The following is a 19,579-nucleotide window of genomic DNA, read 5'->3' on the forward strand; positions in this document are numbered from 1 at the left end:
GGCGCAGCACGTGAAGACGACTACGCCATGATGCGCTCCTAGGCCGCGGTGGCCATCGTCCGAGGAAGTCTTTTGCGGAGCCAGCCGGCCTATCGCCACATGGTGGGCGCTTCGCTCAAGGCTCTCCGCCCGACCTGCTTGAGATTGACCACCGAGGTCTCGCCCCTGATGGCGCATTCCAGGAGCTTCGAGGCCACGTGTGTCCTGGTGCCGGTTTCATAGCGGGACACGGTTTCGCAGACCTCATCGAGGACGGCGCGCAAGCGCGCTGTCGTTTCGGCGTCGAACATGGAGATCTCCCCCTGCGGTGGCCGCATGATGCATCACTCGTCCGCTGCCGGGATTCAAACAAGTTAAATGCTGCAAGAAAAACTCGCCCGAAACCGGACTTCCCGCGATGCAGGATGAGCGTGGCCCCGCCTTTGGGGACTGGGGGGGCTTGAGGGCGGAGCCGCGCAGGCCACGCATTTGCGCGCGGCCTGACGAAGCAACGGCACCGGACCGGCGTCGTTCCTCGCTACGGGAAAAGCTCCGCTCACGAATATTGCAGACTCCGGCTCCGGACGTCGTATGATCCGCGCCGGGGATCACAGGGATGATCGCATCGAGCACCGATCGGCCGATGTGTCCGGTATGTAAGCACCGGATGGCGCTGGCGCGCATCTCGCCTGGCGCACATGGCTTCGAAGAGCGCACGTTCGAGTGCTCGACCTGCGAGCGGACCGAAAAGATCTCGATCGTCGTGGATCCGATGCAGACGGACGCGGTCGGCTGGCTCGCCGGCGAGCTCAAGCCTCCGAAGTGAAGCGGCTTCGGCCATAGCAGTACGGAGAGCCGCCGAGCGGCGTGGATCGTCAATTAGATCTCCCTCGCGGACATACCGCGCTCAGCCGTCGCCGCACCACGACTGGGACTAATCCCAGCCCGGGGACCGATCCACATTCGGCTGGCGCGTGAGAGCTTCACACGCGCTGGCGCGAACATCCGCTACCCTTGCCGTCGTCACCGTTTTCTTCGAGGAGATCGAAGCATGGATTGGGCGGCCAAGGCGCTGGCGAGCGCGACCGGCACGGATGTGGACATCGAGCAATTCACGACCGTCGCGATCTTCTGCGGCGCGGGTCTGCTGCTGTCCCTGGCGGCGGTCATGACCTTCGGCCTCGAGCTCGGAGCCGCTCTCTTCTGAATGACTGCCGGGAGTGCCGCGTCTTGACTCCCCGGCCGCGGATATAGTCAACTCCTGCGAGCAGTGATTTCGTAGGAGTGCGTCATGGAGCGGAAGGAGTTCTACAGAGGTCTGGCGCAGCGCGTGCGCGACCTGGCCGAGAAGGCCGATCCCTTCACCAGAAGGCGTTTGCAGAAGCTGGCGGAGCAATACGACCTGAAGGGCGGTAGCGCCGTACGGCCAGCGAGAGCGGTCGAGCGCCCGCTGCCGGTGCCGCGCACGACGCCGCCGGCGTCGATCTTCTCCGGACCGGGCGAGGCCTGACTGGTCCACCCGCCCGGCCAAGTCTACACGTCGTCCTCGGTGAGCTTCGTCTCGAGCCGGAGGCTGTTCAGCCTGACGCTGCGGTGGCGAAACCGGGACCCGCGCATCAGCACGAACTTGAGCCGACCGGCGACCAGCATCTGCAGGATCGGCGTCAGCGCGTCCTAGGGGATTCCGATGTTGCCGGAGACCCGATCCGTCAGGACGCTGAGGGATCCTAGCGCGACGGGCTCGAACGACTTCCGACGCTCCTCCACGAGATCGGGCGCGGGCAGCAGCGAAATCTCCGCCTGGTCCGGCTTCATCCCGCCGCCGCAGGCTATTGTTCTTCATCGCTGCATTGTCTGGAGGAGGAGACCGATGATGGCCGCACTGGCGAAAGTGCTATCGCATTCCATTGGCGCGGACGTCGACGCCGACGGACTGAAGACCATCCTGATCTTTTGCGGAGCCGGTCTTTTCCTGTCGCTGATGGCCGCCATGACATACGGCCTGAACATCGCGGCGGACCTGTTTTGAGCGGCTGGCCGCCTGGTGTCCGGTTTACCGCCATCAGCGGCCAAAGAGCGGATGGTCTCCGAGGTCGCAGATGGGCCAAACCCAGACATAGCGCCCACACGGGACTTAGGACGCTCTTCACTACGCATTTATAATCAACCTATACGGTTCTATTATAATGAAGACAACCGAAACGAAAGGCGCTAAAGTTTGCTTGCGATCCAGCGTGTAATGGGGAGAGGCGCTCATGGCTTTATCGGACCCAAGCTCGGCGATCCAAAGCATCATAGACGCCGCTGTCAGCGATTACATGGCGATGGCAGTATACGTCTTTACGGATTTTGACGGCTCCGGCGTCCCCTCTGCAAAGTTCTTCTCTCCCTCTAAGATTGAGGTTTGGGACTCAAGCCATAGTTTCGTGAGCGCTGCGAACCTGCCAAATACTCTGTTCGAAATCGGATCCATTTCAAAAGTTTTCACATCCAGAATTTTTTACGGTCTTCAAGGCACATATGATGGAAATACGGTTGGGTCCTGCATGCCCTCGATTTCCCTGCCTGCAGCAATCAGCGGGATTCCGGTTGCCGACATCGTCACTTATGCTTCGGGGTTTCCGCAGGACAATGGCCTGCCTCCCGATCCGCGTGGACAATTCTGCCCGGCCAGTAACTTGCAGACCTTCGCCGAGCTCGTCGATTGGTTCAACAGCGGACAGAACTCGGCTTGGATCTGCCCCGCGGGCCAGTGCTACACGTATTCAAACCTTGCCTGGTCCCTCCTGGCTATCGTCGGCCTCAACCCGCAGAACCCCTACGTCGACGTCTATAATGCGTACAACGGGCAACTCGCGGAGCTGTGCGCGGATCTGGGCATGGGCAACACCGCGTTGTTCAATACGAGCCAAGTTCCCAGCATGGCGTGTGGATATGACGGGACGACGGCTTTCACCGTAAACCAGAGCTACCTGCCGTGCCCACCGATGGTGTTCGGGAGCGGATCGATCGTCAGTAGCGCCTCGGACATGCTTCAATGGCTGCTCTACAACATGGGCCAACTGCAGCCTTCGCCAACGGAATTCGCCATCCTGCAGACGCAGCAGCAGACCGGCTCGGCCCGTGGCCAATGCGGTACGACGGGCACCTGCAGCGTACAGGCGCAGGGCCCCACGGTCGGAATTGGATGGTTCTTTCCGAATATCGCCGGCGCCGCGGGACGTGTCCTGTCGAAAGATGGGGGCGTACCAGGCTTCAGCTCGTGGATGGGGTTTGAGAGCTGGGTTCAGAACGGCGCAAACGCTCCGTCGTGCAATGGCGTAGTGGTTCTGTCCGCTGGCGCCCTCGCTTCGCCAGTGGGACAGAAAATTATGTCCACTCTTCTGAACGCCGAGGTCGAGGCTGGTTTGTCGTCGAGTTGACCTAAGTCCGGGCCCGTCCTTTCGACGACAGTGTGACGGATAATCCTGCGAAGGGCCTGAACGTCCATGATTTCGATGATCCGGCCTCGCTCTCAGGCGGAGCTGAATCGCCTGCCGCAACTCATCCATGACGCGCCGTGCTTCCCGTCGCATGAGGCCATTACGCGCCAACCAACCCGTCGGTCCTCCGGCGCGCCACCTCGGTACCGAACTGGGTCGCTAAAAGCACTCCTGTTTGGGCCTGAAGAGGCGAATAAAGGTGCGAAGAGGACGCACGACAGTTTGTTCCTCGATTTCGCGCAAAGTCCCTGCAAATCGACCTGTAAGATGCACTAGCAGGCTGTTGAAGAACTCAGCCGCGTTCGCAAACGAAGCCTGAATCGTCGCCATTATGTATGTAGAAGTGGCCGACGAGCCTGCCCGCAGCGCCGATCATAACCCATCCGCGACCGCAGGCCGGGTCATTCTCGTCGTGTCCTTCCCATGAGAACTCCGCGCAGGCCGAACCGTCTCGCGCGCCGTAGCGGACGTCGAGAAAGCCCTTCAGCGCTCCGAAGGCAATTTCGCCGTCGGACTTACCCTCGAAGGTGAGATGCGCCTCTTCGACAAGATCGAGAAAGTCGCTGTCCCAGTTGTCCATTTCGACGATGCGCCAGCGGCCGGCAAAGGCCTTGGTGAAGCCGGGTACCCTGGCCATCAGCCGGCCTCCGCTATCAGCTTCGGCAGCCGCACCAGATTGTAGGCGGCGGCAGCGAAGGTAAAAGCCCATGCGACGCGATCACGGCCACGGAAGCTCGTCTTCTCTTGCCGTGCGATCGTCTTGATCCAGCCGAATGCCTCCTCGATGCGCTTGCGGATGCGCTGGCTGACGGCATAGCCGCCGTGTCGGGTCGTTCGCCCGTCGATCGCAGAGCTGCGGCCGCTGGTGTTCTGTGCAACATGCGGCGTCACGTTCATCGAGCGCAGCTCGTTGACGAAGTCTTCTGCATCGTAGGCTTTGTCGGCGCCAAGTGTGATCGCTGTCGGTCGGTCGGCACGAGGCTCAATCATGTGCAGCGCGGCCACCCGTTCGGCGTGCCCGTCCGCCAGCGTCAGACAGGCATCGACCAGCAGGCTGTGGCGGTTCTCCATCAGCCCATGCCCGATGAAGCACAGCTTCGTCTCCTTGCCTTTACCCTTGCGATAGAGCCTAGCATCGGGATCGGTGATCGAAGCATGGGTGTCGTTTGAGCGTCTCTGGCCATGGAAGTCCGCTTCGGCATTGCGCCCGCCGCCTTGCGCCGGCGGCTCGCCGGAGCCGTCCTTCGGCTTGACGCTCTTCATCGAGGCCCAGGCCTCGATCAGCGTGCCATCGACCGAGAAGTGATCGCTCGACAGAAGCTTCTTCACCTTGGGCTGCGCCAGCAACGCCGCGAGGAACTTGGCCGAGATGTCGCCTTCCAGCAGCCGGTCGCGATTCTTCGAGAACACCGAATGGTCCCAGGCTGCGTCGTCAACGCCGATTCCGACGAACCAGCGGAACAGCAGGTCGTATTCCAGCCGCTCCATCAGAAGCCGCTCCGAGCGGATTGAATAAAACGCCTGCAATAGCATCGACCGCAGCAGCTTCTCCGGCGGGATCGACGGCCGCCCAATCGGCGAATAGAGCGCGGCAAACTCGCGCTCCAGCGCCGAAAGCGCCTCGTTCACAATCGTCCGGATCGTTCGCAGCGGATGGAAGCCGCGCAAGCCGAGACGCAGCGCCGTCTCGGCCTCATCGAGCGCCAGATCGCGTCACGGGCCGAACGGCTGACGATCACCGACCGGACGAAGCGAAGGCAGCGCGGCCGTAACGCATCGAGCTGGACGAATGCGGATGAGCGGCTGTTTCAGCAGCATGTCGCGGAGCTCGCCTTGGCTCGTCGCGGCGAGATCGACGCTCTCACGCGCAAGCTCGATCGGCAGGAGACGGCGATCGCCCAGTTTCGGACGCGTCATCGCGTTTCCGCTGCGTGGCGGTGAGAGGCGAAGGGCCCACCAATTGGAGCGCGAGCGGCGCGCGCGCAAACACTTCATGTCTAGGCGGAGAGTTTCAGCGGGTTTGGTCCAACCTCTCACGGTTTCGGCGCGCCGCTGACCCTTGCCCGTCACTCCCTCGGTTTGTGCTGCGGTCTGAACCGGCCGCGATCCGCTTCAAGGGCAAGTCGCGAGGCGATCGGCGGCCGCCGTCTCGCGATGGGGGCCGCGTTCTTCGCAGGCCTGAAGGCCCGCTCGCCCGCAACCCACCCATGCTCGCCTTGGCAGCCACCGCCCCCTGAAGCGGCTCGCTGAAGCCGGTTCTGGTCGACCGCACCCGAGGGGGCGACGGACAAGGGCCCGATCGCTTCCCAAGGCGAAACCGAGAAAGGATCTCATGATGACCAAGACCGCCCGCTCTCCCCGCTCCTCGGCCCGTGTCATCCCGCTCCGCCGCGGCACGACCCTCGAAATGGTCCGCCTCGTCTGCCCCGACTCCGCACAGACACTGCGCATCTCCGAGAGCTTCGGCCTTGCGGTCCTCGACAGCGACGGCATCCGCGACTTGCACAAGCGGCTCGTCATCGAGACCGCCGACGCACTCAGGGATGGCCTGAGTGAACGCGCCATGCAGATCCACCTGCAACGGATCGTCGGTGCTTATGTCGGGTCGGCCCACGGCGCCGGCCAGTTCTACACCCGGGCAGTCACCGAAGCGCGAGATGCGACCGCCAAGCTCGCCAACGACAGCCGCGATGAGGACCTCGATGGTCCGGTCGGCTTCGATAGCCAGGCACAGCGCAAGCGTGAATTCGCCGCCGACATGGGCGCGCAGGCTCACGCGCTTCGCATGGCCGCCGAAGGCGCCGTCGCCGCCTACGAACAGGTCGTCGGCGAGACCTGGAAGCCTTTCGAGCGTCCCATCGACAACACGGCCGACACCGTCGGTCGGAAAGCGGCCAAGGCGCAGATATCGGCGTTCGACTGACCGCCGGCGCGGGGCCTCGGCCCCGCGCCTCTTCCACAGTAGCCACGTGACGGGCCGGTCGTCGAGACCGGCCTTTTTCATGTCGCTGCTTTAACAAAGGGAATCGCCGCTCGTGCTGCTCGCCATCCTCGGCCCCTCCCCGTGCGTGGTCCTGCGCCGGACCCGATGTCCGCGCAACGGCTTCGCTGTCCTTCGCTCTGCTTCGGCCCTTCGGGTGCGCGGACTTTGGGCCCGGCGGTGGCGGACCCCGTGAGGGGCCGTGATGGCGCGGCCTCCCGAACGGAGGTTATTATAATGAGCAGGAACGGAGAAAAGTCGCGAAGCGACCTGTACACCCGCATCACGGACCGCATTATCGCCGAGCTCGAACGCGGCGTGCGCCCCTGGGTTCAACCCTGGACCGCCACGAATATGGCGGGCCGCATCACCCGACCGCTGCGACACAACGGCCAGCCCTATACGGGCATCAACGTCTTGCTGCTTTGGTCAGAAGCCATCGCGCGCGGCTTCTGCTCGCCGATCTGGATGACGTTCAAGCAGGCCAGTGAACTTGGTGCGCATGTCCGTAAGGGTGAGACCGGCAGCACTGTGGTGTATGCGAGCCGCTTCACCAAGACGGAGACCGACGCTCACGGCGACGAAATCGAACGGGATATCCCCTTCCTCAAAGCTTATACCGTCTTCTGCGTCGATCAAATCGATGGCTTGCCCGCGCATTACTACGGTCGTCCGCCCGCCGTCGCATCAACGATCGAGCGCAACGCGCACGCCGACGCTTTTTTTTGCCAACACCGGGGCGATCGTTCGGCACGGCGGCTCGATGGCGTTTTACGCGCCTTCGTCCGATCATATTCAGATGCCGCCGATCGAAAGTTTTCGCGACACGGGTTCCTATGTCGCCGTCAGAGCCCATGAGACCGTGCATTGGACCGCTCCCGCTCACCGCGTTAATCGCGATCTCAGCCGTTACGGCAAGGATCGGAGCGAACGCGCGCGCGAAGAGCTGATAGCCGAACTCGGGAGCTGCTTCCTCTGCGCGGATCTCGGGATCGTTCCCGAACTTGAACCGCGGCCGGATCATGCAAGCTACGTCAAGTCGTGGTTGGAGGTCTTGTCTAATGAGAAGCGCTTTATCTTCTCGGCTGCTGCGCAAGCGCAACGCGCCGCCGCCTATTTGCACGACCTGCAGCCGAAGGCAGCAGACGTCGAGGAAGCGGCATGATGAGCGCACAGCGTGATTGGGGCCGGCGCTTGCCGGCCCTTACTTATCCGGCGATCAGCGCCGAGACTGCTGCCCCTTGCTTGGCCGCTCGACGGCCAGCGCCCTCTGTTTCTCGTGCTGGATACCGCGACCTGACGGCGATCTTGCTTGCCTTCCTTCGAGGGTACGACTTCTGGCTTTGCACGGGTCGTCGCTTTGCCGCGCAAATCACGCTCGTGGTCTGCGGGTTTACTTTGCGGGCCGTGTGACTCTTGAGGGCCGAGCAGCGCGCCCGCCTTCCCGGTTCGTACCTCAACGCGCAAGCCTGGCGGTTTGCCAGATGTGTGCGATGAGCCGTGATCGGGTTCTTTCCTCGGTCAAGGTATTGATGATCGCAATTCGTGTTCCTCAGCCGTTTCTTCTGGCACGCCCACGTCGTCCTCGATTTGGCATGTCTGACCGTAGGGCGTCGTCGCTTAAGCGCCGCCTCGCTCTTACCCCCGCAACAGCCGGTTACGACTTTCTTCCCCTGGACTGCTGCGCGTCCATTCCTCGCGCAAAACAAGAAAGTCGCGCCCTGGCTGCCCTCTACTGCGTGCCGGCCCCTTCGGGGTGCGGGTCGACCGCCTCCGGTCTGTCGCCAGCCATCGAGGCCGCGAGGGGTGCGGCCCGGGAAACTGAAAAAAGGACACCACAATGGCGACCATCGGCACCTTCACCTCGACCGGCAAGGGCTTCACCGGCACGGTTCGCACCCTCGCCCTCAATGCCAAGGCCAAGCTGGTTCGGGTCGAGAACCCCTCCGACAAGGGACCCCACTTCCGCATCTTCGCCGGTAACGTCGAGCTGGGCGCGGCCTGGCAGAAGACCGCCAAGGACACCGAACGCGATTACCTCTCGGTCAAGTTGGACGATCCGAGTTTCCCGGCTCCGATCTACGCCACCCTGATCGAGGTGGAAGGCCAGGACGGCCTCCAGCTCATCTGGTCCCGCCCCAGCCGGGACTGAGGGCCCGCGACAGCGGCCCCGCCAAAAGGCGGGGCCGTTTTGCCGTTGTGCTCCCCGGTCACGGGGCTGTGACGCCTCTGGCGCATGTCATTCAAATGCATTACATTAGCCGCGAACAAAGGAGGTCGCTATGGCTTCGAATGCCCTTGTCCAAACCCGAATCGATGCGGACGTAAAGGAAAAGGCCACCGCGGTTCTGGAAAACATGGGTCTCACAGTATCCGACGCTGTGCGGATCCTGCTGACACGCACGGCCAACGAAGGGATGCTTCCGCTGGAGCTCGTGAGCAACAGCCAAGCTTACGATAGCTGGTTTCGCGAGAAGGTGCGCCAGGCGCTGGCGGATACCCGGCCCAATCTCGATAATTCCGAGGTCGAAGCGCATTTCGCGCAACGCCGTGCCGCAGCGCTTCGAAAAGCGGCGGAGCATGAACGGTGAAACTCGTCTGGTCGCGCTTCGCGTTGTCCGATCGCGACGGCTTTTTTAGCTACATCGAAGCCGAGAATCCCCGTGCGGCGGTTCATGTTGATGAACAGATTGCCGATGCCGCGCGGCGCCTGCTCGACTTTCCCGACAGTGGTCGGCCCGGGCGTGTCGCTGGCACGCGCGAGTTGGTCATCCCGCGCACGCCTTATGTCGCGGCCTACCTGGTCGACGGTGAAACCGTTCGCATCTTGCGCGTGCTTCATGGCGCGCAGATGTGGCCCGACGAACTTACCAATGACGATTGAGGCCGGCTCCGTACAGTATCCTGCGACCGGAGCTGGATCCCTTTTTGCGGCTATTCTTGTCAATGCTCCGGGTTCGGCTGGAAGAGGTGGCCGGAGAGTTTGTCGGATGCCTTTGGTGTCCGTACTCGGGCTCCCAAATGCTGCTGTTGATCAAGCGCGGTGTTAACTCAGGCTCGCCACGGACTTTCAGCGCCGGCCTTAGGGCACTGTTGGTCTGGAATACATGATCAGTTGCAACGTCGCGGGGAGCGTTGTCCGCCATCGCGTCCCACGGCCGTTTCTTCTGGCACACCCACGTCGTCCTCGATTGGCATGTCTGACCGAAGGGCGTCGTCGCTGCGCGCCGCCTCGCTCTTACCCCCGCAACAGCCGGTTACGACTTTCTTCCCCTGGCCGCTGCGCGTCCATTCCTCGCGCAAAACAAGAAAGTCGCGCCCTGGCTGCCCTCTACTGCGTGCCGGCCCCTTCGGGGTGCGGGTCGACCGCCTCCGGTCTGTCGCCAGCCATCGAGGCCGCGATGGGCGCGGCCCGGGAAACTGAAAGGACACCACAATGGCGACGATCGGCACCTTCACCTCGACCGGCAACGGCTTCACCGGCACGGTTCGCACCCTCGCCCTCAACGCCAAAGCCAAGCTGGTTCGGGTCGAGACCCCCTCCGACAAGGGACCGCACTTCCGCATCTTCGCCGGTAACGTCGAGCTGGGTGCGGCCTGGCAGAAGACCGCCAAGGACACCGAGCGCGATTACCTCTCGGTCAAGCTGGACGATCCGAGCTTCCCCGCTCCAATCTACGCCACCCTGATCGAGGTGGAAGGCCAGGACGGTCACCAGCTCATCTGGTCCCGCCCGAACCGGGATTGAGGGCCCGCGGCAACGGCCTCGCCGAAAGGCGGGGCCGCTTCTGCATTGACACCAGCAGATGTGCGCACGCTCAGGGCGCCGGCGCGGGTATGGAGCCTGTTTAGCTTATCCCTGTGAATCGCCGCCTTGCTACGGGGATATGAACCGACCAGTTTGAACTGGGGCCAAAGTCGTAGTTGGACTACGATAACTAACATTAATCTAAGCGAGGAGAGTGACCTTTATTGATCCGCACCAGGGCACGATTACAAAACGTCCCACGCGCAATACGTCGCTGTCTGGTCGCCCTGCGCAGGCCGGGCTCCGCGACGAGATCCTGCGTCGCGCCGGGGTGGCGAGTTGCTCCGCTACCATCCGCCGAGACGCCCGAACCCCACCGAACGCTCGGTTGCTGGCCGAGCGAGAGCTATGTCTTAGGAGCGGCGCGAGCCAGCCGTTGCTTCGCCGAATCTGCGCTCGCCGCCGCGAGCAGGTTGGTCCAGCTGTCGGGCGGATTGCCGCGATTGAGCATCCTGCGAAACACCGCGTAGGCGTCGTCTGCGCTCTCATAAGCGCGCAACGTCGTGTCGTCATTGACCCAAGCCAACACTATCACCTTCGCGTCCGCGGACTGCTGGTAGCGAAAGAACAGCCGGAACTGCTGCAGGAATTTTGCCCGGAACCAATGCTTGTACGCGTCGCCGAGCGTGCCGCCCTGGCGGTAGGTGTCGCGCGTCGGGTCGCTCGGAATGTCTTCGAACGCGACCTTGAGAACGGCCGCGAGCAGTTTTGTAGCGCGCTTCTTCTTGTATCCTTGCGGGTCTTTCTTCCGCGCTTTTTCGACGGCGCCGATCATCGCCTCAAGCTGGTCGAGAAACAGCGGGTGCGCGTAGATCGTCCAGCCGTTGATTTCGAGCGTCTTGTCGCTCACGCCTCGTCATCCGCAAGCGGCGCGTCGAGATCGACTTTAACGCCCTTGACCAGGTCCTTGCCGCGGGACACGAGTGAGCGCGGCACCGGCCGAATCCGCGACGGCTCTTTCGCCATGTCGCGCGCGAGAAATGAGAGAAACTTGCCGATCACCGGATCGCCATCCTCGACCTGAGCCACCTTCTTCGCGATCACGACGGTGCCATCCGCAAGCCCGCGAAACACCACCTGATCGCGCTTGCCGAGCGCGAGCATTTTCCGGATTGCCGCGGGCACGGTCGTCTGGCCACGCTCAGTGATGGTGGCGGGGATTTCGAGAATTTCAGCCGTTTTCGCCATGGCCGGCTCCGGGGTTGCACACTCTTCGATGTAATGCATTTGCATTGTATGTCAAGCCGCCAGCGGGCGTGATCGAGATACAGCAAGAGCCACGGTGCGCGATGCACCGACCGCCTCCGTTCTGACCGGCTACGACGAAGAGCACCTGGTCACCTAACTGCGCCTGCTCGACGCCGAAGCCGACGGCGCCGACTGGAAAGAGGTTGCGCGGATCGTGCTGCACCTTGATTCGGCCCAAGAGCCTGATCGTGCCCGCCGCGCCTGGAGATCCCATCTCGCCCGCGCCCACTGGATGACGGAGCACGGCTATCGGCATCTGCTTCGTGGCGGGGCACCGCACTAACTCGGCGTCCTACAGGATGCCCCAGGCCCGATAGCGTCCACGCCCGGTCGCCTCGCGCAGGCCGAGCTCGGCAACGAGGTTTTGGGCCGCACGGGGCGTGATCCCGAGCTCTTCGGCGATCATGCCCGCCGAGACGATCGGCCGGGTCAGCACGTAATCGAGGAGCGCCGGCAGCTTTGAAGTGGCGCGCCGGCCGGCGAGTTTGCGGGCGAGCAGGTTTCTGGTCATCAGCCAGCGGTCGTGGTCCTTGCGGCCGGCCTCGGCGGCGGCCGTCATCGCCTCGAGCTGCACGGCAAGCCGCGCTGCGGCGTCGCGCGGCCGCCGGCGCTCACGCGAGATGCCCTTCAGCCCGGCATGCAGGCACGGCAGATGCCAGCGCGTCTTGCCGCGGGCCCGCAACACGCTAGCTGCGAGCAGGCGGCCGAGCCAAGGCGTGTGCTCGAGCGGTTGGATCGCGTTCCAGGCATCCGCGGCGATCGCCGCCGCCAGGGTCGGCGGCAGCGTGCGGGTCTCGTCAACGACGGCGCGCCAGTCGTCGAGGCGGCCGTCCTCGTCCCAGTCGGGATCGTAGACGAGGGAATCCCGCTCCGGCCGCGACCGGGCCTCGTCGGCGAGCCTGCGCTCCGCCCTGGCGTTCGCGGCGTCGACCGCGGCGAAGGCGGCGGCCAGGTGGGGATCGGTGTTGATGGCGCCAAGCGGTCCTTCGAAACCCGCCTCCTCCCGCTCCGCGTCCTCGTCAACCTCAAAACTTCCCTCATCTTCCTCCCGGTTGCCCGTCCCCTCCTCTCGCTCGCTCCGTCCGCGGAGGCCAGCGAGCCCGGCAACGGACAGCACCCAATCGGGCTTCGCCTCGGCGATGCGCCGACGGGCGCGCAGCACGGCATGAGCCCGGGTCAGCTCGTGGGTCGGGGCGCGGACGTCCATGCCGGCGTCGTGGAGGACGAGGTCGTCGAGGTGGACAAGTTCGCCGTCGAGCCACAGACTGGCGCAGGCATCAGTGAAGTGCATCCGGCTGATCGCGCCGTCGCGTATTGGGCTTTTGGCCAGCCGCTCGTCGAAGCGGGCGAGCGCATCCTCGGCGACGGCGAGCGGCCCGGCGAGCTGGGCCCAAGGCAGCGGTTCGGGGATTTTGTAGCTGGGCAGCAAGGTCTTGATAACCTTAACAGGAAGCGGCGCAACGGAAGCTAACATGGCTTTGGCTTCCGTCATAGCGAGGCCTGTTCCCGGCCAGCTCTCCTAATCGAAACCACCGCTTATCGATGGTGTTGGGAAATCGCGTTTCCAGGCCCCTGAGGTCGACCAAAGGTCGTCCCTCCTCCTCTGTTGCGGGGGAGCCTGTTCTTCCCGGATGCTCTGTCATCTCGAGTGCCCGCTTGGCGCCAACTATGATAGGCTGGCGTTGCGATGTCGAGGTGAAACGCATGAACGAGTTTAGGCGAATTACGCAAGATCCTGCCGTGATGGGCGGGAAACCCTGCATACGTGGCCAGCGCGTTACCGTCGGCATGATCGTCGGCCAGATCGGCGCCGGCCGCAGCATCGATGCGCTGCTTGCCGACTATCCCTATCTCGCGCGCGAGGACGTGCTTGAGGCCTTGCGCTACGCCGCCTGGCGGGCCGAGGAGCGCGAGGTCGATCTGCAGCACGCATCCTGATGCGATTCCTGATTGACATGAACCTGTCGCCGAGCTGGGTTCCTTTCCTTCAGAACGCGGGGTTCGAAGCGGTGCATTGGTCGGCGGTGGGTGCGGTGGACGCGTCTGATCGCACGCTGATGCAATGGGCGGCCGGGCACGATCATGTAGTGGTGACCAACGACCTCGATTTTTCGACGATCCTTGCCGCGACGCAGCGCCGCAAGCCGAGCGTCATCCAGATTCGGGCCGATTTGCTGACGCCAGTGGCGATCGGCAGCGCCGTGCTCCGTGCAATCGCACAAACCGAGCGCGAGCTCGCCGAAGGCGCCTTGATCTCCATCGATCTCGACCGGGCGCGGGTGCGTATCCTCCCGCTCGGGTCGTAAATTTCATGACAGGGGCGGAAATCAACCCGCAGAATCGGCGATTCTGGCGCCAAGGCACCTGCAAATCCCGTCCGCCCAGGCCCCGGATGGATGAGAGACGACCACGTCAGCCCAGCCCCCTCCCCTTCCGCCGTTTTTTCGGTTGGCGCCGGTCGTCTGCGCGGACGCGATCGAGGTCAGGCGTCGTCGAATAGACCGTCACGAAGTACCTTATCGGCCCCCCCCCCGCGCATTGCTGCGGGCACGCAGCTTCCGGCCAAAGTCGACACCAACATCAAGCAGAGTCACCCCGGTATCGTCGAGTTCGGCGTTGCTTCCTCGTACAGGCTGTCGCGGAACGCCTTGTCGGCAGGTTTGCCGTTTTGCGGATTGGCCTTTGTCCTCAAATCGCGACAAAACTGGACGCCTAGGTCGACCAGGGACGGCCTGCCCTGCTCGCGCTCATGGGCCAGCGCGTCGGTTTCCGGCTTCTTGATATGGAAGGCCATGAGGCGCTCCTCCAGCGCGTATCGTGTATCCTTATACAACATTCCGGATGCATCTCGTGAAGGCCGAGGATTCTCGCCAAATCTGATGGAGAAGTTCATAAGAAGTCGGCGGAGGCCTAAATTATTATGGTTAACGTTCTATGAGCGCCACCCCTCTTCGCATTCCCGATGCGGCCTCAATCGAGGCCGTTCTGGCAGGGCTAGATCCCGCCTCGGCCGACGCGGATCTCATGCCCGCACTCGCCGCGGCCTTTCCGAGTTTCGATTTCAGCCTAGCCCACGTCGACGATGATTACTGGCGCGACACCCGATCGGTCATTCGACCCGACTGCACCCGAGTCGGGGAGCTGCGGCAGTGGATGACGGCCGAACTCGTCAAAGATTGCGGGGATATCAAGGCGCTCTGGACGCGCCTGAGAGACACTGATCTGCAGATCACCGAGTGGCGCGGGACCCGCGCCTTCGTCTTCGCCCCGACCGGATCCGGGGCCGCCGATTATATCCAGATCGCACTTGGACGAGAAATCGAGTGGCGCGCTGGTCCGATCGTTAATCCGGACTATCGACCTTGGGGCGAAGAGGATCTGCTCGATCCCAGTTGGCCCAGCCAGTCTCTGCCCGAGACGGAGCGGCTCGCCGGTCCAGTCTACCGCCTGCTCGACCGCGCCGGCGGCGCATTCGTCCATATCCGCAGTTTCCTCGATCGCTGCAGTCGTGTCGAGCGCGAGAAGCGGGAGGCCAAGCGGCCCGAGATCGAGCGGCGCGTGATCCGTGAAGTCGGGCCTCAGGGAACGCGCGAAACGCCATTCCTCGATGCGGTTCCCGACTGGTTCGAGTACGTGCCGCGCGAGGTGCGCTTCATTCAAGACTGGGAGGGATCGAGCGCCCGCGCCCATCGCGTCTTTGAGCATTGGGCGCTCGATGTTCGAGATTATAGCCACAGGGGCGAGCGCGAAGTCGGTTTCATCCCCCGGCCGCTGAAGCCCCCGAAGGAGCGGCTGCTCATGTCATCGGATGTTTCGGTGCATCTCCTGATGGATCGGATTGAGGCCTTGGACAGTGAGGTCGGCCTGTCCTTCGGCTGGTTCTTCCTGATGACCCACGGCCATTGGGTTGATTCCGACATCGGCATGGCGATTGCGCAAGCCTGAAGGCGCAGCGCATTCGCCTGCCCGATCCCGACGCTCGCGTGCTGCTGCGCTGGGCGGATCGAAGCTACGGCTTTTGATGGCGCCGTCCATGGACGATCTTAGGTAGACTTCATGAAGGCCGATTCGGCCCAATTCAAGAAAGTTGACCGCGGTCAACTTTGGCCGGTCTCGCGCGCGAGTTGGCCAGAGCAAACGGATGAGGGGGCGGGCACGTCGAATCTCCCAAGTTGACCGCGGTCAACTTTTCCATTCGCATGTGGCAAGCTGAAGTGACCGGTTAAGGATTCGTTTACCCTTTAATTGTTGCGCGACCGCTCAGAATCGGGCGTAGTTGCCACGCTTTGCGCATGCCCCGCATCCGAAATTCGTAACTACGCGAGAAAGCCGTGGCCCTGAACGACCAACAAGCGATGGCGTCAATCCCATCTGCCGCACCCCAGGCGATCCACGATACGATCGCGGCAGACGCGCGGGAACTATCCGCGAAACTTCACGCCCACCGAACGAAGCTGTTCCCGCCAAAAGCACGCAAGCATCTTCGCCGGTTCACATCTGGCGAAGTCGCTAAACTCGTCGGTATCAATGACGGTTACCTCCGCCAATTGTCGCTGGAGGGTAGGGGCCCTCAGCCGGACACCAGTCCATCGGGTCGAAGATCGTACACATTCGAGGACATCCAAAGCCTTCGTGCTTATCTCGACGAATCCGGCAAGGGCGTGCGCCGATACCGACCGCATCGCGTCGCGGGCGAACAGTTGCAAGTCATTGGCGTCGTTAATTTTAAGGGAGGATCGGGTAAGACCACCACCGCCGCGCATCTCGCTCAACATCTCACACTGCAGGGCTATCGAGTGCTCGCAATCGATCTCGATCCGCAGGCCTCGCTCTCCGCGCTGCACGGCTATCAGCCAGAGTTTGACGTCGAAGAGAACGGAACTCTCTACGGCGCCATCCGCTATGACGACGCGCGTCGCGAGCTGAATGAGATCATTCGGCAGACTTACTTTTTGGGGCTCGACATTGTTCCCGGCAATATCGAACTGATGGAATTCGAACATGAAACCCCGAAAGCTTTAGCTGCGCGCCAGTCGGGTGACCCGCTTTTCTTCGCCCGCGTTGCGCGTGCCCTCGCCACGGTCCAGGACCGTTACGACGTCGTCGTGATCGATTGTCCGCCTCAACTTGGATTTCTCACGCTCTCCGCGCTCTGTGCAGCAACCGCAATTCTGATTCCGGTGCATCCGCAAATGCTCGATGTCATGTCGATGTGCCAATTCCTAATCATGACATCCGACCTCCTTGCCGTCGTCGCCAAGGCGGGCGGCAACATGAATTACGATTGGATGCGCTATCTCGTCACGCGCTATGAGCCCGGCGATGGACCGCAGGCCCAAATGGTCGGCTTCATGCGCTCGCTGTTTGGCGACCGCATGGTCACCAATATGATGCTGAAAAGTACGGCGATCTCGGACGCCGGCATCACGAAGCAAACGCTCTATGAGGTCAGCCGCGATCAGTTCACACGCGCTACCTACGACCGCGCGATGGAATCGCTGGATAGCGTCAACGGCGAAATCCAAAGCCTTATCCAGGCTGCATGGGGGAGGGCCTAATGGGTCGAAAAAACCTGCTTGCTGAGCTGATGGACGACAAGTTGACCGCGGTCAACGAACAGCCGTCAGGTGAGCCTAGCGACAATTGGAGACCATCCCAACCAACACACGGGTCGCGCGGGGCAGTCGGTGCCATGAGCCGTTCGCTCGAGATGTTGTCCGCGGAGCGCGATGCCGCCAAGGCCTTGACCGAACGACTCACCGCCGGTCAAACCGTCGTTGAAATCGCCCCAGATTTGATTGATGCCTCGATAGTTCCGGATCGCATGACGAGCGTCGACGAGAAGCACTCCGCTCTCGTCGAATCGATACGCGCCAATGGGCAACTGGTTCCGATCCTCCTTCGCCCGCATCCGACCAGCCCAGGTCGGTTTCAGATTGCCTACGGCCATCGTCGCGTCCGTGCGCTCGCCGAACTTGGCCGCCCCGCGCGGGCCGTGGTTCGTGACCTCAGCGACGAAGACCTGGTGGTAGCACAAGGCAAGGAGAATGGTGAGCGGGAGGATCTCTCCTTCATTGAGCGGGCAACATATGCCACCGCTCTCGAGGATCGTGGATTCAAACGTGAGATCATCATGGCGGCGCTCAGCGTCGACAAGACGGAGCTCTCCCGCCTCATCACTGTCGCGCGGACCCTTCCACGGAGCCTAGTCGATGCGATCGGGCCAGCGCCGAAGACCGGCCGCCGGCGCTGGATGGAGCTCGCAGAGCGGATTGTAGGTCGCCACGATCAAAAGGCATTGGCTGACAGCATTGCTAGCGATCGTTTTGTGCGCGCCACTTCCGATGAACGGTTCGCGATAGCGTTCGCCGCGCTCGCGCCCCGCAAGCCAAAAGCTCCACGGCCGACAACTTGGGCCGATGACGACGGCAAGAAGATTGTGAAGATTGAACGTCGCGAAGGTCGCGTCACGCTAGCGCTCGACGAAAAGGCCGCGCCTGCGTTTGGAGACTTTGTGATTTCGCGGTTGCCGGAACTCTACCGATCTTTTCGCGAGGGGCGCACCGATGAATGACATCACGCGTGTCGCCGCTTTGGATATGGCGCCGACCGGACCTCTCATGGTCGGGCAGCGCGATGCGTACCCGCGTTTCCGTCCTCTAACCGTAGGAGCATAGCGGAAAAGAAAAAAGGCCCCCGGAACGTCTCCGTCCGAAAGCCTTCTCTCGTCACGTTTGGCGACTGACAGAGAATCACTTTCGCGAATCGCAGTCAAGCGTCTTTAGCAACGGCGCCGTTTCGGCGAGCAGATTTTCTTTGCCCGCATGAGGCAAAGACATGCAGTCACACTCCCCAACGACGCCCTTTGGGCGGCGATCGCTGACGCTTGCCCATGTGACAAGCCAGATGGTTGCAACGGAGCGTCCTCCCGAAAAGATCGTACACAAATGGAAGATCTTCCACGCCATCTGCACGGCGCGGCCGCGCCTTGGGGTATCGGAGCGTTCGCTCTCGGTCCTAAACGCGCTGCTGACCTTCCATCCCGAAACCGCCCTGACGGGGGAGGATGATCTGATCGTCTTCCCCTCGAACCATCAACTCACTCGGCGAGCGCACGGCATGCCGGCATCGACGCTGCGGCGTCATCTCGCAGTGCTGGTTGACGCGGGCCTGATCGTTCGGCGCGACAGTCCGAATGGCAAGCGCTATGCGCGGAAGGACAATGCCGGCGAAATCGAGCTCGCCTTCGGCTTCGATCTGTCGCCGCTGGTCGTGCGCTCGGAGGAGTTCGAGAGCCTGGCGGCCGATATCGAAGCCGAGGCCCGCGCGCTCAAACTCGTACGAGAGCGCATCACGCTCTGCCGGCGCGACATCGCGAAGATGATTGCAACTGGCATCGAGGAAGCCGTTCCGACGCGAAGGGGAGGGCAGGGGCCTGCCGATTGGCAGGTCGTGCATGCTGCCTTCCGCGCGATCGTCGACCAGATTCCGCGTACGGCTACGCGCCAGGAGCTCGAGCCGATCGCCGACGAGTTGTCGCAGCTCGCCGACGACGTACTCAATCTTCTGGAAGAGCACATCAAATCCAAGAATCCGAGCGCCAATGAGTCCCATTCTGAGCGCCACATACAGAATTCAAAACCAGAGGCCCCTATTGATCTTGAACCTGTCCTTCGAGAAGGCAGGGCGGCGGGAGCTGAGCCCAAACCTCAACCCTCGCGAGTCGGGGAGGGGGCGTATCCGTTAGGAATGGTCCTGAGTGCGTGTCCTGACATCGTCGATTATGCGAAGGGTGGGGTTTCGAACTGGCGCGATTTCCTGGCCACAGCAGCCGTCGTACGATCAATGCTGGGGATCAGTCCGAGCGCCTGGGAGGAGGCTCAAAAGGTCATGGGCGAGGTGCCCGCCGCCATTGTCGTCGCGTGTATCCTGCAGCGCGGGACGGCGATCAATTCCGCCGGCGGTTATCTGCGCGGCCTGACGCGAAAAGCCGAGGTCGGCGAATTTTCGCTTGGCCCGATCCTGATGGCGCAGATCAATTCTCGCCGGCGAGACAAGCAGCGGGCGTAAGGCGATGAGGCG

General features: G+C 62.6%; 24 protein-coding genes and 2 pseudogenes. 19 read left to right on the plus strand and 7 right to left on the minus strand.

Features of this window, described 5'->3' with window-relative positions; translation table 11 throughout:
- Nucleotides 1-89 precede the first annotated feature (89 nt).
- Nucleotides 90-290 carry a hypothetical protein gene (locus IVB46_RS12200; RefSeq protein ID WP_247314858.1) on the minus strand — a complete coding sequence of 67 codons (201 nt, stop codon included), beginning with the start codon at nt 288-290 and terminating at the stop codon, nt 90-92.
- A gap of 305 nt (nt 291-595) precedes the next feature.
- Here IVB46_RS12200 and IVB46_RS12205 point away from each other — a divergent pair, with 305 nt between their 5' ends.
- The 5 genes from IVB46_RS12205 to IVB46_RS12225 all read left to right on the plus strand — a co-directional run bounded on the left by IVB46_RS12205 (nt 596) and on the right by IVB46_RS12225 (nt 3,401).
- Nucleotides 596-805 (plus strand): response regulator, encoded by a 210-nt coding sequence (locus tag IVB46_RS12205; protein ID WP_247314857.1) that lies wholly within the window; start codon nt 596-598, stop codon nt 803-805.
- Nucleotides 806-1,030: 225 nt separating this feature from the next.
- Nucleotides 1,031-1,186, plus strand: a complete 156-nt coding sequence (locus tag IVB46_RS12210; protein ID WP_247314856.1) for a hypothetical protein — start codon at nt 1,031-1,033, stop codon at nt 1,184-1,186.
- Between the two features lie 84 nt (nt 1,187-1,270).
- Complete coding sequence (locus IVB46_RS12215) at nt 1,271-1,489, plus strand: hypothetical protein (RefSeq protein ID WP_247314855.1); 219 nt, start codon at nt 1,271-1,273, stop codon at nt 1,487-1,489.
- Nucleotides 1,490-1,849: 360 nt separating this feature from the next.
- Entirely contained in the window at nt 1,850-2,008 is a 159-nt protein-coding gene (locus IVB46_RS12220) for a hypothetical protein (protein WP_247314853.1), read from the plus strand.
- Between the two features lie 226 nt (nt 2,009-2,234).
- Complete coding sequence (locus IVB46_RS12225; protein ID WP_247314852.1) at nt 2,235-3,401, plus strand: serine hydrolase domain-containing protein; 1,167 nt, start codon at nt 2,235-2,237, stop codon at nt 3,399-3,401.
- Nucleotides 3,402-3,753: 352 nt separating this feature from the next.
- Here IVB46_RS12225 and IVB46_RS12230 read toward each other — a convergent pair whose 3' ends face one another.
- Nucleotides 3,754-4,098 carry a hypothetical protein gene (locus IVB46_RS12230; protein ID WP_247342836.1) on the minus strand — a complete coding sequence of 115 codons (345 nt, stop codon included), beginning with the start codon at nt 4,096-4,098 and terminating at the stop codon, nt 3,754-3,756.
- Nucleotides 4,098-5,168 (minus strand): IS5 family transposase, encoded by a 1,071-nt coding sequence (locus IVB46_RS12235; protein ID WP_247342876.1) that lies wholly within the window; start codon nt 5,166-5,168, stop codon nt 4,098-4,100. Before IVB46_RS12235 ends, IVB46_RS12230 begins: the two co-directional genes overlap by 1 nt.
- Between IVB46_RS12235 and IVB46_RS12240 the strand changes: the two genes are divergently transcribed.
- The 7 genes and pseudogenes from IVB46_RS12240 to IVB46_RS12270 all read left to right on the plus strand — a co-directional run bounded on the left by IVB46_RS12240 (nt 5,115) and on the right by IVB46_RS12270 (nt 10,189).
- On the plus strand, nt 5,115-5,402 hold the full coding sequence (locus IVB46_RS12240; protein WP_247342839.1) for a hypothetical protein: 288 nt from the start codon (nt 5,115-5,117) through the stop codon (nt 5,400-5,402). The genes IVB46_RS12235 and IVB46_RS12240 overlap by 54 nt on opposite strands.
- 394 nt (nt 5,403-5,796) lie before the next feature.
- Nucleotides 5,797-6,384, plus strand: coding sequence for a hypothetical protein (locus tag IVB46_RS12245; protein ID WP_247342843.1), 588 nt, complete (start codon nt 5,797-5,799; stop codon nt 6,382-6,384).
- A 294-nt stretch (nt 6,385-6,678) separates the two neighbouring features.
- Nucleotides 6,679-7,606: pseudogene (locus IVB46_RS12250) on the plus strand (zincin-like metallopeptidase domain-containing protein).
- A 675-nt stretch (nt 7,607-8,281) separates the two neighbouring features.
- Nucleotides 8,282-8,593: a DUF736 domain-containing protein gene (locus tag IVB46_RS12255; protein ID WP_247316004.1), complete on the plus strand. Its 312-nt coding sequence runs from the start codon at nt 8,282-8,284 to the stop codon at nt 8,591-8,593.
- A gap of 130 nt (nt 8,594-8,723) precedes the next feature.
- Nucleotides 8,724-9,032 (plus strand): type II toxin-antitoxin system RelB/DinJ family antitoxin, encoded by a 309-nt coding sequence (locus tag IVB46_RS12260; protein WP_247316005.1) that lies wholly within the window; start codon nt 8,724-8,726, stop codon nt 9,030-9,032.
- Complete coding sequence (locus IVB46_RS12265) at nt 9,029-9,325, plus strand: type II toxin-antitoxin system RelE/ParE family toxin (protein ID WP_247316006.1); 297 nt, start codon at nt 9,029-9,031, stop codon at nt 9,323-9,325. Before IVB46_RS12260 ends, IVB46_RS12265 begins: the two co-directional genes overlap by 4 nt.
- A gap of 552 nt (nt 9,326-9,877) precedes the next feature.
- Nucleotides 9,878-10,189: a DUF736 domain-containing protein gene (locus IVB46_RS12270; RefSeq protein WP_247316007.1), complete on the plus strand. Its 312-nt coding sequence runs from the start codon at nt 9,878-9,880 to the stop codon at nt 10,187-10,189.
- A gap of 406 nt (nt 10,190-10,595) precedes the next feature.
- On the opposite strand, the gene IVB46_RS12275 is transcribed toward IVB46_RS12270, so the two are convergent.
- Both IVB46_RS12275 and IVB46_RS12280 read right to left on the minus strand, forming a co-directional pair.
- Entirely contained in the window at nt 10,596-11,099 is a 504-nt protein-coding gene (locus IVB46_RS12275) for a type II toxin-antitoxin system YhaV family toxin (protein WP_247316008.1), read from the minus strand.
- The gene (locus IVB46_RS12280) at nt 11,096-11,437 is read right to left on the minus strand and encodes a type II toxin-antitoxin system PrlF family antitoxin (protein ID WP_247316009.1); all 342 of its coding nucleotides are present in this window, start codon (nt 11,435-11,437) and stop codon (nt 11,096-11,098) included. The genes IVB46_RS12275 and IVB46_RS12280 overlap by 4 nt, the downstream gene beginning before the upstream one ends.
- Before the next feature lie 157 nt (nt 11,438-11,594).
- On the opposite strand from IVB46_RS12280, the gene IVB46_RS12285 reads away from it, so the two are divergent.
- Nucleotides 11,595-11,780: a DUF2285 domain-containing protein gene (locus tag IVB46_RS12285; protein ID WP_247316081.1), complete on the plus strand. Its 186-nt coding sequence runs from the start codon at nt 11,595-11,597 to the stop codon at nt 11,778-11,780.
- Between the two features lie 9 nt (nt 11,781-11,789).
- Here IVB46_RS12285 and IVB46_RS12290 read toward each other — a convergent pair whose 3' ends face one another.
- Nucleotides 11,790-12,989, minus strand: a complete 1,200-nt coding sequence (locus tag IVB46_RS12290; RefSeq protein ID WP_247316010.1) for an RHE_PE00001 family protein — start codon at nt 12,987-12,989, stop codon at nt 11,790-11,792.
- 212 nt (nt 12,990-13,201) lie between these two features.
- On the opposite strand from IVB46_RS12290, the gene IVB46_RS12295 reads away from it, so the two are divergent.
- On the plus strand, nt 13,202-13,435 hold the full coding sequence (locus IVB46_RS12295; protein ID WP_247316012.1) for a DUF433 domain-containing protein: 234 nt from the start codon (nt 13,202-13,204) through the stop codon (nt 13,433-13,435).
- Complete coding sequence (locus IVB46_RS12300; RefSeq protein ID WP_256468597.1) at nt 13,435-13,803, plus strand: DUF5615 family PIN-like protein; 369 nt, start codon at nt 13,435-13,437, stop codon at nt 13,801-13,803. Before IVB46_RS12295 ends, IVB46_RS12300 begins: the two co-directional genes overlap by 1 nt.
- Before the next feature lie 284 nt (nt 13,804-14,087).
- Here the strand turns inward: IVB46_RS12300 and IVB46_RS12305 are convergent, their stop codons facing one another.
- Nucleotides 14,088-14,291, minus strand: coding sequence for a transcription factor (locus IVB46_RS12305; protein ID WP_247316016.1), 204 nt, complete (start codon nt 14,289-14,291; stop codon nt 14,088-14,090).
- A gap of 140 nt (nt 14,292-14,431) precedes the next feature.
- Here IVB46_RS12305 and IVB46_RS12310 point away from each other — a divergent pair.
- The 4 genes and pseudogenes from IVB46_RS12310 (at nt 14,432) to repC (ending at nt 19,567) form a co-directional block, all read left to right on the plus strand.
- Nucleotides 14,432-15,519, plus strand: a pseudogene (locus IVB46_RS12310) (hypothetical protein).
- Nucleotides 15,520-15,852: 333 nt separating this feature from the next.
- Nucleotides 15,853-17,055 carry a plasmid partitioning protein RepA gene (gene repA, locus IVB46_RS12315; RefSeq protein WP_247315821.1) on the plus strand — a complete coding sequence of 401 codons (1,203 nt, stop codon included), beginning with the start codon at nt 15,853-15,855 and terminating at the stop codon, nt 17,053-17,055.
- Nucleotides 17,055-18,071 (plus strand): plasmid partitioning protein RepB, encoded by a 1,017-nt coding sequence (repB, locus tag IVB46_RS12320; protein ID WP_256468598.1) that lies wholly within the window; start codon nt 17,055-17,057, stop codon nt 18,069-18,071. The genes repA and repB overlap by 1 nt, the downstream gene beginning before the upstream one ends.
- Before the next feature lie 263 nt (nt 18,072-18,334).
- Nucleotides 18,335-19,567, plus strand: coding sequence for a plasmid replication protein RepC (gene repC / locus IVB46_RS12325; RefSeq protein ID WP_247316017.1), 1,233 nt, complete (start codon nt 18,335-18,337; stop codon nt 19,565-19,567).
- Nucleotides 19,568-19,579 lie beyond the last annotated feature (12 nt).

The organism is Bradyrhizobium sp. 61, from assembly GCF_023073075.1.
GTDB classification, from domain to species: domain Bacteria; phylum Pseudomonadota; class Alphaproteobacteria; order Rhizobiales; family Xanthobacteraceae; genus Bradyrhizobium; species Bradyrhizobium barranii.

Coding starts and splice junctions, on each gene's coding strand:
- IVB46_RS12200 (WP_247314858.1), bottom strand. CDS start 290: ATGTTCGACGCCGAAACGACAGCGCGCTTGCGCGCCGTCCTCGATGAG.
- IVB46_RS12205 (WP_247314857.1), top strand. CDS start 596: ATGATCGCATCGAGCACCGATCGGCCGATGTGTCCGGTATGTAAGCAC.
- IVB46_RS12210 (WP_247314856.1), top strand. CDS start 1,031: ATGGATTGGGCGGCCAAGGCGCTGGCGAGCGCGACCGGCACGGATGTG.
- IVB46_RS12215 (WP_247314855.1), top strand. CDS start 1,271: ATGGAGCGGAAGGAGTTCTACAGAGGTCTGGCGCAGCGCGTGCGCGAC.
- IVB46_RS12220 (WP_247314853.1), top strand. CDS start 1,850: ATGATGGCCGCACTGGCGAAAGTGCTATCGCATTCCATTGGCGCGGAC.
- IVB46_RS12225 (WP_247314852.1), top strand. CDS start 2,235: ATGGCTTTATCGGACCCAAGCTCGGCGATCCAAAGCATCATAGACGCC.
- IVB46_RS12230 (WP_247342836.1), bottom strand. CDS start 4,098: ATGGCCAGGGTACCCGGCTTCACCAAGGCCTTTGCCGGCCGCTGGCGC.
- IVB46_RS12240 (WP_247342839.1), top strand. CDS start 5,115: ATGGAAGCCGCGCAAGCCGAGACGCAGCGCCGTCTCGGCCTCATCGAG.
- IVB46_RS12245 (WP_247342843.1), top strand. CDS start 5,797: ATGACCAAGACCGCCCGCTCTCCCCGCTCCTCGGCCCGTGTCATCCCG.
- IVB46_RS12255 (WP_247316004.1), top strand. CDS start 8,282: ATGGCGACCATCGGCACCTTCACCTCGACCGGCAAGGGCTTCACCGGC.
- IVB46_RS12260 (WP_247316005.1), top strand. CDS start 8,724: ATGGCTTCGAATGCCCTTGTCCAAACCCGAATCGATGCGGACGTAAAG.
- IVB46_RS12270 (WP_247316007.1), top strand. CDS start 9,878: ATGGCGACGATCGGCACCTTCACCTCGACCGGCAACGGCTTCACCGGC.
- IVB46_RS12280 (WP_247316009.1), bottom strand. CDS start 11,437: ATGGCGAAAACGGCTGAAATTCTCGAAATCCCCGCCACCATCACTGAG.
- IVB46_RS12290 (WP_247316010.1), bottom strand. CDS start 12,989: ATGACGGAAGCCAAAGCCATGTTAGCTTCCGTTGCGCCGCTTCCTGTT.
- IVB46_RS12295 (WP_247316012.1), top strand. CDS start 13,202: ATGAACGAGTTTAGGCGAATTACGCAAGATCCTGCCGTGATGGGCGGG.
- IVB46_RS12300 (WP_256468597.1), top strand. CDS start 13,435: ATGCGATTCCTGATTGACATGAACCTGTCGCCGAGCTGGGTTCCTTTC.
- IVB46_RS12305 (WP_247316016.1), bottom strand. CDS start 14,291: ATGGCCTTCCATATCAAGAAGCCGGAAACCGACGCGCTGGCCCATGAG.
- repA (WP_247315821.1), top strand. CDS start 15,853: ATGGCGTCAATCCCATCTGCCGCACCCCAGGCGATCCACGATACGATC.
- repB (WP_256468598.1), top strand. CDS start 17,055: ATGGGTCGAAAAAACCTGCTTGCTGAGCTGATGGACGACAAGTTGACC.
- repC (WP_247316017.1), top strand. CDS start 18,335: ATGCAGTCACACTCCCCAACGACGCCCTTTGGGCGGCGATCGCTGACG.